We start from the raw sequence: 18,793 nt of genomic DNA on the forward strand, positions 1-18,793 counted from the left end.
GATGAATGAAGAGCTTCTCACCCCTCAAGGACATATGACACCGTCGGTAGCAAACCAGGCTGGCGACAGAAAGAGTGAACACGCCATACAGGCATGGTTAAGCGAGCATCTGGCCGAAATATTACAGATCGCGCCAGAGCAGATACGCAGTGATGAGCCATTCGCGAGCTATGGGCTGGAATCCGTGGATGCCGTTGGCCTTTCGGGCGATCTGGAGGATTGGTTAGGGTGTGAGCTTTCGCCAACCCTCCTCTATGATCATCCTTCTGTGAGAAAGCTTGCGCGTGCGTTGAGTCGTTCAGTCGATGACGTCTCCGAGGCAGAGCAGCACAGGGATGTGGCGCCAGACGAGTCGATTGCAGTCATCGGCATTGGATGTCGTTTTCCCGGTGGCGTGACCAATCCCGACGCCTTCTGGCAATTTCTCCGTGATGGTGGCAACGGTATTACTGAGGTGCCAGCCAGTCGTTGGGATGTGGACGCCTATTACGACGCAGATCCGGATGCTCCAGGCAAAATGTATACGCGCCACGGCGGTTTTCTCGCGGATAGCAGCCGTTTTGATGCTGAATTCTTTGGTATCTCACCTCGTGAAGCTATGCGCATGGATCCGCAGCAGCGTCTACTGTATGAAGTAACCTGGGAAGCATTGGAACATGCCAGTATTCCAAGTGAAAGCCTTACCGGGAGCCAGACAGGTGTCTTCATCGGTATGATGAATAATCTGGAATATTTACAGTTGCAAAGCCAGACTGGCGAGCCTGACTATATTGATGATCCTTATTGGAGTATCGGAAGCTCTTCAAGCATGGCGGCCGGTCGTCTGGCCTATTTGTATGACTGGCATGGGCCAGGCCTCACTGTCGATACCGCCTGCTCATCATCGTTGGTCTCACTGCATCTGGCCTGTCAGAGTTTGCGCAATCAAGAATGCTCACTGGCCGTTGTCGGTGGTGTCAATGCGATTGTCTTGCCTGAAACGATGGTTAACGCCTGTAAAATGGGCATGCTATCTCCAAACGGACAATGCAGTACCTTTGATGAGGCCGCTGATGGCTTTGCTTTAGGTGAAGGTTGTGGCGTCGTGATCGTCAAGCGACTCTCAGACGCCATGGCTGATCATAACCATATTCTGGCCGTTATCCGTGGCTCCGCTGTCAATCAAGATGGACGCAGCAATGGTATTACCGCCCCAAACAAACTGGCTCAGGAAGCGGTCATTCGTAGTGCCCTGGCCAATGCGCATATCAGCCCCGAACAGGTAGATTACGTCGAGACCCATGGTTCTGGCACCGCGCTTGGTGATCCTATTGAGATCAGTGCTTTAGCCTCAGTATTGGGAACTGGCCATTCTCAGGAGCGCCCTCTCCTGGTGGGGACCGTCAAAACCAATATTGGCCATCTGGCTGGAGCGGCGGGTATCGCTGGACTCATCAAGACAATCTTATCGCTCACACAGCGTGAGATCCCTCCCCATCTGCATTTGCAGAAACCTAATGCCCACATTCCATGGCAGAGCATTCCTGTGCATGTGCCGGACCAACCAACCGCCTGGCCGAAAGCAGCAGGAGCCCGCATCGCAGGCGTCAGTTCGTTTGGCTGGTCTGGGACAAACGCCCATGTGATCCTTGAAGAGGCGCCAACGCTCGCTGAGCAGTCCCATGTGGCCAGCAAACAGGCACCATCCGCTCAGTTGTTGGTCCTCTCAGCTAAGACAAATGCGGCCCTACAACGTACTTCAGCGCAACTGGCGACCTATCTTAAGCAGCATCCACAAGTGGATCTGGCCGCTGTAGCAGCAACGTTGCAACAGGGACGAAGTGTGCTCAATGTACGCCGTATCGTGGTGAGCCAGGACAGAGATGAGGCTATCAAGCACTTAGAGACCTGGGAGCCAGCCCAAATGCAGACAAGCGTACAGCAAGACTCGCGACCAGCAGTCGCCTTTCTTTTTCCAGGTGTGGGTGAGCAGTATATCGGCATGGCCCGGCAACTCTATCAGCAGGAAACCTATTTTCGCACGTTGATTGACCAGTGTTGTGAGCTCTTACAGCCGCTACTGGGTCAGGATCTACGCGACTTGCTCTTCGCGGATACCGCTGTGGATATCATATCGGGATCTATGGATCTGCGCGCCATGCGTGATCGACAGCCGCAGCAGACAAATCCGCTGGCCGAGACCAGCGTGGCTCAGCCCGTGGTCTTCGTGCTGGAGTATGCTCTGGCCCGGCTCTGGCAGCACTGGGGAATTGAGCCTCAGGCGCTACTGGGTTATAGCCTGGGTGAGTACGTGGCCGCCTGTCTGGCGGGCGTCTTCTCGCTTGAAGATGCGCTCCTGCTGACGGCGCGTCGAGCGCAATTGATCGCTCGGCAACCAGCAGGCGCAATGCTGGCCGTGGGACTCTCGGAACAGGAGGTGCAACGCTACCTCACCACAGAGATCAATCTGGCGATCATCAATGCTCCCATGACCTGTGTGCTGGCCGGGCCAGTAGAGGCGATCGCACGCCTGCAGGTGCAACTGGAGCACGACGAGGTGATTGCGCGCCGGATCGAGACGACCCATGCCTTCCACTCACGTATGCTCGAACCTGTCCGGGCGGAACTGGAGAGCTTGCTGGCAGGCATGCAACTGCACGCCCCCCAGATTCCGCTGCTCTCCAATGTCACCGGAAGCTGGCTGACAGAGGAGCAGGCCACCGATGCCAGCTATTGGGGTCGGCACATGTGCGAGACGGTACGTTTTGCCGATGGCGTCGGAGTGTTGTTGCAGGAGCCAGAGCAGGTGTTGCTGGAAGTGGGTGTTGGCCAGTCCCTTGGTTCGTTTGTACGGCAGCATGCGTTGTGCAGCCGGGACCAGATGCAGCGGGTCATCGCTACCCTGCCAGGACGTTTTGAGCGCCAGTCAGAGCAGTCCTATCTGCTCACTATGCTTGGCAAGCTCTGGCTGGCCGGGGTCCCGCTCGATTGGCAGTCCTATTATGCCGATCAGCCGCAACCCTGGGTAGCTTTGCCCACCTATCCTTTTGAACAGACACACTATTGGATTACCGCGGCGCGTCCAGCAGCACAACAGCAACGCCATCCATTAACCGGCCAGCCCAAGAAAGTGCCACAGATTGACGATTGGTTTTATCAGCCCACTTGGAAAGAAGTCGCTCTGCCAGGTACCAACAAAACGTTGAACTTTTCTGCTCCTGTGCTGGCTTTCATGGATGATGCAGACCTGCTTGAACAGCTCCGTCCTGGATGTGAGAGAAATGGACAGCCCTTCATTTGTGTCCGGCGCGGCCAACAATTCACACAAATTGATGAACATCATTTTGTGCTGCGTCCCGCCGAAGCTGGCGATTACCAGCGTTTATGGCAGTGTCTGAACGAGCAACAGTTGCAGCCACAGACCATTCTGCATGGCTGGAGCATAACCTCCACGGCAGACGAGGCTTCAGGTCAGGCATTCTTTCGCGCTATGCAGGAATGTGGACTCTATAGTCTTCTTTTCCTGACCCGTGCGTTATCCACCAGGGCAACATCACAGATACGCATACACGTAATAACGAATCACAGCCAGGCCTGTCAGGAGCAAGAGGTGGTCTATCCTGAGAAAGCAACCTTACAGGCCGCCTGTCAGGTGATCTCGCAGGAGAATCCCCAGATCAGCTGTCGCCTTATTGATCTTGCATATGATCCTGTTGCTGCGCAGGCAGCTCTGCCGGGCGCCGAGCAACTGCTCGCTGAATGTATGACCGCTACCAATGATCTGCTCGTCGCTTATCGTGCCGGTCAGCGCCTGGTGCGGACCTACCAGCAGGTCCAGCTCCATGAAGCGCTAGCGGATAATCTTCCGCTGCGCCAGCAAGGCGTCTATCTGATTACAGGAGGTCTGGGTGCGGTTGGCCTGGTTGTGGCCAGCCATCTCGCTATCCTTGCGCAAGCGAGACTGGTCTTTACAACTCGTAGCCCTTTTCCTGAGCAGAGCGATTGGACACGCTGGCTGGAAGAGCATAGTGCGGATGATACGATCAGTCGTAAGATTCAGCAATTACAGGCGCTACAACAATGTGGCAGCCAGATCTTGATTGTACAAGCGGATAGTGCGGATGAGCAGCAGATGCGTGTGGCGATCCAGCACATTCAGCAACACTTTGGGACTCTCCATGGCGTGATCCATGCCGCGGGCAATACACATGCGGAAGCCTTTAAAAGTACTTTAGACATCGGGCCCGTTGAATGCGAGCAGCACTTTCAAGCCAAAGTTTATGGCTTATATGTCCTGGAACAGGTGCTGCAGGGCCAGAATCTTGACTTTTGCCTGCTGTTCTCATCGATATCCGCAGTCCTTGGTGGTCTGGGCTTTGTTGGCTATGCCGCAGCGAACAGCTTTATTGACGCCTTTACCTATAGTCATAATCGTCGAACAACAGGAGCCTGGACCTGTGTCAACTGGGATACCTGGCATGTTGGTTCAGACAAAGAGCAATCTCAGGCCTTAAGTGGCTCCGCCGCGGAATATGCCATGACGGCTCAAGAAGGTTGTGAGGCCGTTATCCGTGTACTGGCGCAAACACGTTACCGCCATCTGGTCAATTCCACAGGCGATTTGCAGGCACGCCAGCAACAATGGTCAATATTCGAGGAAGATAGCGAGGACGTGGCTACAGTGACCCTGGCGCCGCGAACAGCAGCATCCAAATTTGGCCGCCAGGGACCCGCTGAGTTCACGGCTCGGAGTGAGTATGAGCGGGCGATTGCCGACATCTGGCAGGACGCACTGGGACTGGAAAAAGTTGGTTTATATGATAACTTCTTTGACCTGGGTGGTAACTCACTGATTGGCATGCAGGTGGTTGCCAGACTCAAGAAAGTTTTCCAGCAGCCGCTCTCAGCCATGTCTCTGTTTGAGGCCCCTACCATTAGCGCCATGGTCCAGCATCTTCTGCCTCAATCCATCGCTGACCAACCGGTAGATCAGCAGCAACGTTTGGCCATGAGACGGCAAGAAGCACAAAAATCAACCGGCACAGGTGACATTGCCATCATTGGTATGTCCGGGCGTTTTCCTGGTGCCTCGAATGTCGAGGAATTCTGGGAAAACTTACGCAACGGCGTTGAATCGATTGCGCACTTTAGTGATGAAGAATTGTTGGCCGCAGGTGTTGATGCCAGCCAGTTAGCACAGGAAAACTATATTAAAGCACGGCCAATCCTTAAACCCGAAGAGATCGAAAACTTTGATGCCGCCTTCTTTGGCTATAGTCCGCGTGAGGCCGAGCTGACCGATCCGCAGCATCGCCTCTTCCTGGAATGTGCCTGGGAAGCCTTAGAGATGGCTGGTTATGATACCTCAACCTATCAAGGACTGATAGGTGTCTATGGTGGCAACAATCTGAGTATGTATATGACAGTCCTCTCCCAGGCAAATGCGTTGCAGGAGATGGATGATTATCAGATGGTCATCGGCCATGATAAAGATTCGCTGACCACCAACGTTTCCTATAAGCTTAATCTGCGTGGCCCCAGTTTTGCGGTCCAGACCTTCTGCTCGACCTCGCTGGTGGCGACGCATCTGGCCTGTCGCAGTCTGCTCAATGGCGAATGTGATATTGCGCTAGCCGGCGGCGTCTCCTTACGCATACCATCCAAGATAGGCTATAGCTATCACGAAGGTGGCATGGAATCGCCAGATGGTCATTGCCGTACCTTTGATGCTGACGCACGTGGAAGTCTGTTTGGTGATGGCGTGGCGCTCGTTGCCCTGAAGCGACTGGATCATGCGTTAACCGATGGCGATACCATTCACGCTGTGATTAAAGGTTCCGCGATTAACAATGATGGCTCGCTCAAGGTCAGCTATACCGCACCCAGCATTGTCGGGCAAGCAGAAGTGGTCGCCTCGGCCCTGCAGGTTGCCCAGATTGATCCCGCCAGCATTAGTTATGTTGAGGCCCATGGGACCGCAACCGAGCTTGGCGATCCGATTGAGTTATCCTCGCTCACCAGAGCGTATCGTGCTTATACACAGAAAAATGGCTATTGTGCCATTGGTTCTGTCAAGACCAACATTGGTCATCTCGATCGTGCAGCAGGCGTCACAGGCTTGATCAAGACTGTGATGGCACTCAAGCATAAAGAACTGCCTGCGAGTCTGCATTATAAAGCTCCAAATCCTGAGATCGATTTTGCGACCAGTCCATTTTATGTCAATACCCAATTAACACCCTGGATAAGCAAGGATGGACCCAGACGGGCCGGCGTGAATTCGCTGGGCATGGGTGGCACCAATGCACACGTCATTGTCGAAGAAGCACCTGAACGCCAGCCTGGTAGCGCTGCCCAGCCATGGCAACTTTTACTCCTTTCGGCCCGTACCGCCTCGGCTCTGGATGTGGCGACAGAGAACCTTTGCCGCTATCTGCAACAGCATCCGCAGGCCAATCTGGCTGATGTCGCCTATACACTGCAGCTTGGTAGACGGAAATTTGCGCATCGGCGGCTAATCGTCTGCCGCAATACCGAGGAAGCCATCCAGGCGTTACAGAAACCACAGTCGTCACATGTGCTCAGCGCACAAGAGCCACGGACAGACCGGCGGGTTGCGTTCCTTTTTCCAGGCGTGGGTGAGCAGTATATCGGTATGGCCCGCCAGCTCTATCAGCAGGAGACCTATTTTCGTACGCTGATCGATCAGTGCTGTGAGCTCTTACAGCCGCTACTGGGTCAGGACCTGCGCGATCTGCTCTTTGCTGATGCCACTGATGACGTCACATCCGGATCTATCGATTTGAGCGCCATGCGTGATCGACAGCAGCAGCCGGCACAGCCTCAGCCGCTGGCCGAGACGACCGTGGCCCAGCCCGTGGTCTTCGTGCTGGAGTACGCTCTGGCCCGGCTCTGGCAGCACTGGGGGATTGAGCCTCAGGCGCTGCTGGGCTATAGCCTGGGTGAATATGTGGCTGCCTGCCTGGCGGGGGTCTTCTCGCTCGAAGATGCGCTCCTGCTGACGGCGCGTCGAGCGCAACTGATTGCCCGGCAACCGGCGGGCGCAATGCTGGCCGTGGGACTCTCCGAGCAGGCGGTGCAGCCCTACCTGACGGACGAGATCAATCTGGCGATCATCAATGCGCCTATGACCTGTGTGCTGGCCGGACCCGTAGAGGCGATCGCACGCCTGCAGGTGCAACTGGAGCACGACGAGGTGATTGCGCGTCGGGTTGAAACCACCCATGCCTTCCACTCGCGTATGCTCGAACCTGTCCGGGCGGAACTGGAGAGCCTGCTGGCAGGCATGCAACTGCACGCCCCCCAGATTCCACTGCTCTCTAACGTCACCGGAAGCTGGCTGACAGAGGAGCAGGCCACCGATGCCAGCTATTGGGGTCGGCACATGTGCGAGACGGTACGTTTTGCCGATGGCGTCGGAGTGTTGTTGCAGGAGCCAGAGCAGGTGCTGCTGGAAGTGGGCGTTGGCCAGTCCCTTGGTTCGTTTGTACGTCAGCATGCGTTGTGCAGTCGAGAACAGATGCAGCGGGTCATGCCCACCCTGCCAGGACGTTTTGAACGCCAGGCAGAGCAGTCCTATCTGCTCACTATGCTTGGCAAGCTCTGGCTGGCCGGGGTCCCGCTCGACTGGCAAAATTTTTATGCGCAGCAGGTTCGCTATCGTATCCCGCTGCCCACCTATCCTTTTGAGCGTCAACGCTACTTTATTGATGCGCCGCAGGGGCTGCAACGCGGACCCGCTATGTCGCAGCCGGAACAACAAAAGAAGGCTGATATTGCTGACTGGTTCTATCAACCCGTATGGAAGCAGGCAACGTTCCAACATACCGCCACCAGTATAGCTGCTCCATTCCATTGGCTTGTCTTTGCGAATGACGACCAGGTGAGTACAGCGCTCCTCCAGGGATTAGCCCGGAGCGAACAACGTGTGGTGGTCGTGAAGAGTGGCAATGTTTTTGAACAGGTTGCCGACCATAGTTACCGTATCAATCCTGCCGCACGCGCCGACTATACAACCCTGTTGCGCACTCTTCGCGAGGCGGAAACAATCCCAACCCGGATCATTAGCCTCTGGCCAATGGCACATCCTGATCAGGCTGAAAGGACCGTACTTGAGAGAAGTTTTTACCATCTCTTATCACTTGCTCAGGCGCTGGGTGATATCCAGATAGATGGTTGTCGGATCTCCGTGATCACAGAGAACTTGTATGATGTGCTCGGTGATGAATATGCTCCAGCCGAGCAAGCTACTGTGACTGGACTGTGTAAGGTCATTCCACAAGAGTATACAAACCTACAATGTCAGCAGATTGATCTTGCAGCGTCGATCACGCAACAGCAGATGGACACATTGTTGCAAGAACTGGTGTCAACATCCAATGAGCCGCAGGTCGCACTTCGTGGTCGTCATCGCTGGATTCCTGTCTATGAGCCTTGCCGTTTGGAGCAGCAAGGCACGCATACAACTTTACTTCGTGATCGTGGTACCTACTTGCTTACCGGTGGTCTGGGTGGTGTAGGACTGGCCATGGCCAATTATCTGGCCCGTAGTGTCCAGGCCAGACTGGTCCTTGTCTCGCGTACTGGTCTTCCACCACGCGATCAGTGGCAGCGCATTATCGCTGAACAAGGTGATCATGCAGGCACAGGTCGTCAAATTCGCCAGGTTTTGCAATTAGAGGAACTCGGTTCAGAGGTATTGATACTGGCGGCAGACGTGGCAGACGAAGCACAGATGCGTCAGGTTATTGCCCGCACGCAAGCCACCTTTGGAGGCTTACATGGCGTGCTAAATGTGGCAGGTTTACCTGGTGTTGGCTTGATACAGCTTAAGACTGAGCAAGCAGCAGGCCAGGTACTGGCGCCAAAGGTCCAGGGCACACGAGTCCTGGAGCGTGTCCTGCAAGAACATCCCCTGGATTTCTTGATCCTCTTCTCATCGATTACCGCTGTGACCGGTGGCCCGGGCCAGGTCGATTACTGCGCGGCCAACGCTTTCCTGGATAGCTATGCCCACCATCAGCGTACACCCCATACACTGGTGGCCTCAATCGCCTGGAGTGAGTGGCAATGGAATGCCTGGGAAGCTGGCTTAGAAGGATTCGATGAAGCCACAAAAAGCTTCTTTCGAGAGAATCGGGCGCGTTTCGGGATCAGCTTTGCCGAAGGTGCCAAGGTCCTGCGCAGGGTCCTGTCCCATCGTCAGACCCAGGTGATTGTGTCACCACAGAACTTTCAGGCGCTGATCGAGCTGAGCCGCACTATGACCCTGGCCTCGATGATACCTGATAATCAGAAAAGCAGACAGGCACCAGTTAAACACGACCGACCAGCATTGGGTAATACCTATGTTGCGCCGCGTAACGCTACCGAAACACGCATCGCCAGCATCTGGGAAGATCTGTTGGGCATCACTGACGTTGGCATCCACGATAACTTCTTTGATCTGGGAGGCAACTCGCTCGTTGGACTAGAACTGATCAATCGCTTGCGTAAAGCCTTTCTGCAAGAAACATTACCATCTTATGTGCTCTATGAAGCGCCTTCAGTCAGCGCGATGGCAACGTATCTGGACCAGGAAAAGGAGAGTGTGACGGCAGCCGAACTGAATGAAAGAAGTGACAAACGTAGGGTGAATTTGAAAAAGCGTATGAGCGGAAGAGTGAAATAAAGAGGATTATGTAATGGCTAATTCGATCTTGAATGATAGTGTATATGATACTTCGCTGGCTATTGTAGGCCTCGCAGGACGTTTTCCTGGTGCGCAGAACGTTGATGAGTTCTGGCAGAATCTGGTGAATGGAGTTAAATCCATTCGACATTTTTCCGATGAGGAATTGCTGGCCAACGGTGTTGATCCGGCCCTCCTCGCATTGCCAAACTATGTAAAGGCCGGCACGATTCTGGAAGGGGCTGACCTGTTTGATGCCTCTTTCTTCAAATTCAGCCCTCGTGAAGCCGAAGTGATGGATCCGCAGCATCGCCTCTTCCTTGAATGTGCCTATCAGGCGTTAGAGGATGCCGCATATGATCCCGAGCGCTACAAGGGCCTGGTTGGTGTCTTCGCTGGATCAGCTATTAGCACCTATCTTTTAAATAATCTGGCTGCCAATACAGATTTCCTTGATGAGGTCGGTCGCGTCCAGGTTTCCATCAGTAATGATCGTGACTCACTGGCCAATACCTTATCATACAAACTGAATTTGCGTGGACCCAGCTTTGCGGTTCAGACTTTCTGTTCAACCTCGCTGGTGGCGATCCATCTGGCCTGTCAGAGTCTTTTAAACTATGAATGTGATATTGCGCTGGCTGGTGGTGTGGCGGTCGAGCTTCCCCAGATTAGAGGCTATCTGTATGAAGAGGGTGGGATTCTTTCTCCTGATGGCGAGTGCCGAACCTTTGATCAAAATGGACGCGGAAGTGTAATGGGCAATGGATTAGGCGTTGTGGTGGTCAAGCGTCTGGCCGATGCGCTGGAGGATGGTGATCAGATCTACGCCCTGGTTCGTGGTTCGCATACCAATAATGACGGCAGTGTACGTGCCAGCTATACCGCCCCTGGCCTGGATGGTCAGGCGGCCGTTATCTCTCAGGCCATCAGCAATGCAGGGGTTGATCCAGAGACACTCACTTATATGGAAGCCCATGGCACCGCCACCATGCTCGGTGACGCCGTTGAACTGGCGGCAATGAAAAAAGCCTTTGCGCTGCACACACAGAAGCAACGATATTGTGCGCTCGGATCAGTGAAGCCTAATGTTGGTCACCTTGATCGCGCCTCAGGCGTCACCGGTTTGATCAAAACCACGCTCGCACTCAAAAACAAACTCCTTCCACCCAGCCTCAATTTTGAGCAGGCAGGTCCCGACGCCCAGCTAGAGCAGAGTCCATTTTATGTCAATACCAGCTTAAAGCCCTGGGAAACCGAGGAAGGTCCACGGCGCGCGGGCGTCAGTTCCTTTGGGTTGGGTGGTAGTAACGCGCATGTGGTACTTGAAGAAGCTCCCGAACTTCCTGAAACTTCAGCTTCACGTCCTCATCAATTGCTGCTCCTCTCAGCGAAAAGTGAGAGCGCGCTGGCGCAAGCAACCGAGAACCTGTATACCTATTTAGCACAGCATCCAGAGACCAGGCTGGCGGATATTGCCTATACACTGCAGAACGGACGGACCGCTTTTAATTATCGCCGTACCCTGGTCTGCACGAGCCATGAAGATGCCATGACCGCACTGAAGCAGGAGCCGCAGCGCCTGGCGAGTACCTATCAAGTTCATCGCGATCGTCCTGTCACTCTGCTGTTGTCGGATGTGGCAGGTGTAACCGAGCAGCAGGTGTTGGAGCTACGGGCACAGGAAAAGACCTTTGACGAGACCATTACACGTTGTCTGTCCTATTTACAGACAGCACAAGGCATAAGCTTACCCGCCGGGCTCTTTGAGGCATCCAGTCAGGAAAGCCCGATCAATAAAGTGGTCGCCAACTTTGTATATGTCTATGCGGTGGCGCACCTGTTTACTTCCTGGGGCGTGCCGACACAAGCTCTGGCAGGTGTTGGGAGCAGTGAGTATGCCGTAGCCAGCCTGGCAGGCGTATTGGAACTGGAAGTAGCCCTGCAGGCAGTCATTGCGTATGCACACCAGCACACAGAAGATGGAAGGCACACAGCGCAAGCGGTACCGTTACAGGCTGCTACCAAAGCCTATTTTTCTTTTGCTGAAGACGCATGGATACAGAGTGGTCAAACACCTCCAGACGGCTATGGAAAACATATATTGGAGCCATCCCATGCTGTAGCGAGCAGTGGAGAGCAGCTGTTCACAAACCAGCCACAGGTTGTGTTTGCTATTGGAAGCGACAACGCATATACGCAACAGATACAGCGGCAGCTGGCAGCGCAGAGTAGTGAGAACAAGCCTATTTTTATCCGCACACCTGAACTGAGCAGTCTGCAGGCAAGCTTCCTTCAGGCCTTTGGTCAGCTCTGGTTAGCTGGTGTGACATTGCAATGGGATCAACTCACGCGTGATGAGGTGCGTCGACGTGTCTCACTCCCAACCTATCCATTTGAGCGTCAACGCTATTGGATTGAGCAGAGTGATGTTATTGCCGAAGTGGTGTCACAGAGCGCGCGCAAACCTGATATCGCTGATTGGTTCTACCGTCTGACATGGGAAGAGGCTCCGCTCACCGTGAGCGATACAACGCGGGCACAGTCACCTGCTCCCTGGCTTATTTTTAGTGATACGTTCTCTATCGGGCAGGCGGTAAGCGCATACTTACAGGACCAGGGGCAGACCGCTATTCAGGTGCAGGCTGGTACAGAATTTATCCAGCTTGATCCGCAGAACTTCCGTATTCGTCCGCATGAAGCGGAAGACTATATTCAGCTGTGTCAGGCGCTTCAGCTCCAGGAATCCATGCCCACAACCGTCCTGCACCTATGGAATATTACTGCTGAAGTACTTGAGCCTGAACAATCTGCGGCCTTTGAGCAGATGCAAGATCGTGGCTTCTATAGTCTGATTTTTCTGACGCAGGCGCTGAGCAAGCTGGTATATGAGCGACCAGTGCAGATGCTCACTATTTCAAACCATCTGCAAGCGGTGACCAGCGAGGATCATGTACAGCCTGAGAAGGCAACCTTGATCGGTGCCTGTCGCGTGATTGCGCAAGAAAACTTAAATATTCGCTGCCGCAGTATCGATCTTGATGTGACCATGGCCGATAAGCAACTGGTTGAACAACTGGTGCATGAAGCCACATCCTCAGATCCAGATACCTTCCTGGCCTATCGCAATGGAACGCGTTTGAAGCAGCACTATCAACCATATCGTTTAGACGCATTGCCGCAGAAGCAGGTGTTTCGGAAGCATGGTGTCTACCTGATCACTGGTGGTATGGGAGGTGTTGGACCCCTGCTTGGTGCCTACCTGGCACAACAGGTTCAGGCTAAAGTGATCTTAACCAGTCGTAGTGAATTCCTGCCGGCCGATCAATGGAAAACATGGTTAGAGGGCCATGATGCATTGGATGCGACCAGCCTGAAAATCAAGCAACTCCAGGCCATCGAGGCCGCAGGTGGAGAAGTCCTTGTACTGAAAGCAGATGTCAGCAACGTTGAACAGATGCGTGCGGCCATCCAGCACAGCCAGCAGCGCTTTGGCGCGCTCCATGGGGTCCTGCATGCCGCCGGAGTTACAGATCCACGCGCCTTCAAAGCAACGTTGGAGATCGGGCGTCAGGAATGTGAGACACACTTTCAGCCCAAAGTCTATGGACTCTACGCTCTTGAAGAGGTGCTGCAGGATCAAGAGCTCGACTTTTGTTTGCTTTTCTCCTCCATCTCAGTTGTCCTGGGTGGTCTGGCCTTTTCGGCTTATGTGGCCGGCAATGCCTTTATGGATGCCTTTGCGCACAAACATAATATGACCACTGATCAGCCCTGGCTCTGTGTGAACTGGGATACCTGGCAGGTTAAAGAGAACGCCCATGGAGCGCTAGGAGCCACCGTTGCGGACTATGTCATGTCACCGCCTGAAGGAGCCGAAGCCCTGACCCGCGTGCTTGCCCATGGGCACACGCATCTGGTCAATTCGACCGGCGATCTTCAGGCACGTATTCAGCAGTGGGTACAGCTTGAATCACTGCAGGCAGATGAGGCCGATGATCAGGATCGCAGTACTATCAAGCAGCAAGCACAGCGCTTCACCTCGGTCGCGGAATATGAGCGCGTTATCAGTGAGATCTGGAAACAAGTGCTCGGGGTCAGTGAGATTGGCCTGTATGATAATTTCTTTGACCTGGGTGGCAACTCACTGATTGCCTTACAGGTCATTGCCAAACTCAAGAAAACATTACATATACAAATACCGGCTGTTGCCCTCTTTGAGGCCCCCACCATCAGTACACTGGTGCACTATCTCTTGCCCGATGGCGATGTCCAGCGACCCGTTGCGGCAACGGACCTGCTGATCGAGCGGCGTTCACAGGCGCGGCAGAATATAGAGCAGCAGGATATCGCTATTGTCAGTATGGCGGGCCGTTTTCCAGGAGCCTCAAATGTTAACGAGTTCTGGGAAAACCTGCGTAACGGTGTTGAATCAATTACCTTTTTCTCAGATGAAGAGCTTAAAGCAGCTGGCATTGATCCCAAAATCATGGCTGATCCAGCCTTTGTGCGCGCCCGCCCGGTCCTAAAGCCGGAGGAGGTCAAGGACTTTGATGCCGCCTTCTTTGGCTATAGCCCCCGTGAAGCCGAACTGACCGATCCGCAGCATCGCCTTTTCATCGAATGTGCCTGGGAGGCGCTTGAACTGGCCGGCTATGATCCCACGCGTTACCCCGGATTGATTGGCGTTTATGGTGGTGCCAATATTAGCACCTATCTCTTTGGCCTGATGGCGAATCCCGCCGACGTTGGTCCGGTTGATGATTATCAGATGGTGATTGGTAACGACAAAGATTCCCTGACGACCAGTGTCTCCTACAAATTGAACTTGAAAGGCCCCAGCTTTGCGGTCCAGACCTTTTGTTCGACCTCGCTGGTGGCCACGCACCTGGCCTGTCAGAGTCTAATCCATGGCGAATGTGATCTAGCGCTGGCTGGTGGCGTCTCGGTACGAGTACCAACCGTAGCAGGCCACATCTATCAGGAAGGGGGTATGGAATCGCCCGACGGCCATTGTCGCACCTTTGATGCTCAGGCGAAAGGCAGTATGTTTGGTGATGGTGTGGGCATCGTGGTCCTCAAACGTCTCCAGGATGCTCTGGACGACGGTGATCAGGTTATGGCCGTGATCAAAGGATCAGCCATCAACAACGATGGAGCGCTCAAAGTCAGCTACACCGCACCAAGTGTGGTTGGACAAGCAGACGTGGTCGCGACCGCGTTGCGAACCTCGGGCATTCATCCCGAGACGATCAGTTATATTGAGGCCCACGGCACCGCAACCGAGCTGGGAGATCCCATTGAAGTTGCCTCATTGACCAAAGCGTACCAGGCCTTTACTGACCGCACCAACTATTGTGCCATTGGCTCCGTCAAAACCAATATTGGCCACCTGGACCGTGCGGCGGGCATTTCTGGGCTCATGAAAACAGTTCTCTCTTTGCAGCATAAAGAGATTCCTGCCAGTTTGCACTACCAGGCACCAAATCCAGAGATCGATTTTGATCACAGCCCATTCTACGTCAACGCCAAACTTTCACCCTGGCTAAGCGAAAACGGCATGCCAAGACGTGCAGGCATCAACTCGCTTGGACTTGGTGGCACAAACGCCCACATCATCGTTGAAGAGGCACCAGAATTGGCCCCATCCAGTCCATCGCGTGACTGGCAACTTCTGGTCCTTTCCGCACGAACCGCTAAAGGTTTGGAGCAAGTTACGCAGAACCTGAGCACATTTCTGCAGGAACATCCGACCGCGAACCTTGCCGATGTGGCCTATACACTCAATGTTGGTCGTAAGAAATTTGAGCATCGTCGCGTGATTGTCGCTCAGAATCAGCAAGATGTCATCAGCACCATCGAGAGCAAGAAAAGCCCATATATGCATGCTCGTATTGAGCAGCGCACAGATCAACACATAAGCTTCCTTTTTCCTGGCCTGGGGGAGCAGCATATTGGGATGGCCCAGAATCTCTATCGACATGAAGCCGCCTTCCGTGAGGTCATCGATAGTTGTTGTGAGCTTCTACAAAACCAGTATCAACTTGACTTGAAATCTGTATTCGGCATTACGCAGAGCGAACAGCAGTCCCAGAACGGACATAGTAACGGCAATGGTAATGGTAATGGTAAAGCCGATACAGCGAGCAGAACCGCCTTTATGCTCGGCTCCAGGTCGATGGATCAATCGCCAGAGGCCGAGCGGTTACGGCATACGGATATGTCTCAGCCCGCTATCTTTATCTTTGAGTATGCGCTGGCGCGACTCCTGATGCAGTGGGGGATCCAGCCGCGCTCGATGCTTGGATATAGTCTGGGAGAGTATGTGGCTGCCTGTCTGGCGGGTGTGTTTACCTTAGAAGATGGTTTGAAGCTGGTTGTGGAGCGGGCACGCCTGATCGAAGCCTCGGAAAATGGCACGATGGTGGCGGTCATGTTATCAGAAGAGAAGGTCAAAGCCTATCTCACCCATGATATCAATCTGGCCATCATCAATGCACCCGATACCTGCGTGCTGGCCGGTCCCACATCAGCCATGGAGACGCTGATCACACACTTAGAAGAGGCCGAGATTGCGCATCAGCGGGTTGAGACTACCCACGCTTTCCATAGTGAAATGCTCAAGCCTTTAGCGGCACAGTTGACCGAATTGGTGCATAGCATCCACCTGCATGCACCACAGATCCCCTACATTTCGAATGTCAGCGGGACCTGGATTACCGCCGAGCAAGCGACTGATCCTGCGTATTGGGCACAACATATGTGCCAGACCGTACGCTTCTCCGAAGGTGTTGGACAGCTGCTCCGCGAGACGGAACAACTCTTCCTTGAGGTGGGACTGGGGCAGGCGTTAACCTCCTTTGTCAGGCAACATCCTGATTGTGCTCCAGAGCGTAATAGTCTGGTCTTTGCCACACAACCATCGTTCTTTGAAAAGCAGCCTGAGCATAGTTATTTGCTCACCGTGCTTGGCAAGCTCTGGTTAAGTGGAGTCGAAATCGATCTACCTGGTTTCTATCAGGGAGAGAAGCGTAAACGCATCGCTTTGCCAACCTATCCTTTTGAGAAGCAAAGTTACTGGATCGAGACCAGGCCCTGGACGCAGGCCCAGAAACAGGTGCAACAGGATCGTCTGACCTATGCCTCTCCTGAAGAATTCTTGAGCAATCTTAAAAAAGAAGCCCTCTCCGACTGGTTTTATCTGCCTGGTTGGAAACAGAGTGCTCCTCTTGCTCCCGTAGCTGCACCGGAAACCGAGAAAAAGCCTGTCTGGTGGTTGTTTATGGACCACTATGGTATTGGTGAGGATATCAAAGCCTGGCTTACCGAGCAGAACTATGAAGTGATAAGCATTGAGGAAGGATCGTCCTATGCTCAGCTCGATGATGCCACCTTTAGCGTGCGGCCCAGCCAGCGAGCCGATTATGAGCAATTAGTAAAAGATCTGCGCCAGGTGGAGAAATTGCCACAGCGGATTGTGCATCTCTGGACACTTACCACCCCTGATTGGTTTCAACAACATCAGGCTACACTGCTGGAGGATTGTCTGGATGGGGGGTTCTATAGCTTGCTGGCCCTGTCTCAAGCGCTGGGAAATGTGGAGCTTGCGGAACCCTGCCAGATTATTACCGTCTCCAACGAGACACAAGATGTCACGGGCAGCGAGCCATTGTGTGCCGAAAAAACGACGCTGACAGGTCCCTTGAAAGTTATTCCTCAGGAATATCCTGGACTCAGTTGTCGCGGCATCGATATTCAACTGACCCCGACGAGTCACCGCCAGGAAGTGGCGATGACCCAGCAATTGCTGGGTGAATTGACCGCTACGACAACTGAGCGTGTTGTCGCGCTCCGCAAGCATCGCCGCTGGTTACAGACCTTTGAGCCGCTGCATCTACCGGCTCCGAGTACGCCAGGAGCACAACTGCGTGAGCATGGTGTCTACCTGATTACTGGAGGATTGGGTGGGGTAGGCCTGGCCATGGCGAAACATCTGGCCCGCAGCATTCAAGCCCGGCTTATCTTGCTTTCGCGCACCGCCTTACCTGCGCGCGACCAATGGGAACGCATACTCAAGGAACAAGGCGACACACAAGGGGTTGGCCAGCAAATCCGTAAGGTACTGGATCTAGAGCAGCTTGGCGCCCAGGTATTGGTTATTCCAGCCGATGTCGCTAATGAACAACAGATGCGCGCCGCCATTGAGCTCACGCTTCAGACCTATGGGGAACTCCATGGTGTCCTGCATGCAGCTGGCGTACCAGGGATAGGACTGATCCAGCACAAAACACCAGCGATGGCCGCCAGCGTTATGGCGCCAAAGATTCAAGGTACACTCGTGCTGGAAAAGGTGCTGCAATCCTGTCAGCTTGACTTTCTGGTCCTGTTTTCCTCTATCACCTCTATCACGGGCGGTGGCCCGGGACAGGTTGACTATTGTGCTGCGAATGCTTTTATGGACGCCTATGCCGCCACCGCAAGTGAGCAGCACGGTATGACGATTGCTATCAACTGGAGTGAATGGCAGTGGAATGCCTGGGAAGCAGGTTTAGCAGGATACGATACAAGCTCACAGGCCTTCTTCAGGGAGAACCGTCGACGCTTCGGAATTGCCTTTGAGGAGGGGGCTGAAGTACTGGAGCGTCTCTTGGCAGCGCCATGGCCACAGGTTGTTGTCTCAACCCAGGATTTCCAGGCTCTGGTCGAGCTCAGCAAGGCTTATACCGCCGCCTCTATGCTTGAGAAATCGCGGCAAGCGCGTGTCAAGCACGAACGGCCCGCGCTGGGCAGTGAATATTCTGCGCCACACTCGGAGATGGAACACCAGCTGGCGGCCATCTGGGAAGACATCCTTGGCATTGACCATGTTGGCATTAACGACAACTTCTTCGAGCTTGGCGGCAACTCCTTAATCGGCATTGATATCATCACACGCATGCGCAAAGAGTTAGCCCAGGAAGATATTCCTTCCTATCTACTCTACGAAGCACCATCTGTTGCCGCCATGGCCCAGCAACTCGACAAAGGTAAGAGTACAGAGATGGTTACCGGACGCTATGCACGTGGCGAGAGACGGCGTGCAAACTTGAAGCAGCGTATGCAAGGACCTGGAAGACAGCGTTAAAG

2 protein-coding genes are annotated in these 18,793 nt (G+C 53.9%); both read left to right on the forward strand.

Annotation, left to right across the window (positions count from 1 at the left end; all coding sequences use genetic code 11):
- Nucleotide 1 precedes the first annotated feature (1 nt).
- Complete coding sequence (locus EL633_RS32000; RefSeq protein ID WP_126631269.1) at nt 2–9,670, forward strand: type I polyketide synthase; 9,669 nt, start codon at nt 2–4, stop codon at nt 9,668–9,670.
- A 13-nt stretch (nt 9,671–9,683) separates the two neighbouring features.
- Nucleotides 9,684–18,791 carry a type I polyketide synthase gene (locus EL633_RS32005; protein ID WP_126631270.1) on the forward strand — a complete coding sequence of 3,036 codons (9,108 nt, stop codon included), beginning with the start codon at nt 9,684–9,686 and terminating at the stop codon, nt 18,789–18,791.
- Nucleotides 18,792–18,793 lie beyond the last annotated feature (2 nt).

Source organism: Dictyobacter alpinus (assembly GCF_003967575.1).
Lineage (GTDB): Bacteria > Chloroflexota > Ktedonobacteria > Ktedonobacterales > Ktedonobacteraceae > Dictyobacter > Dictyobacter alpinus.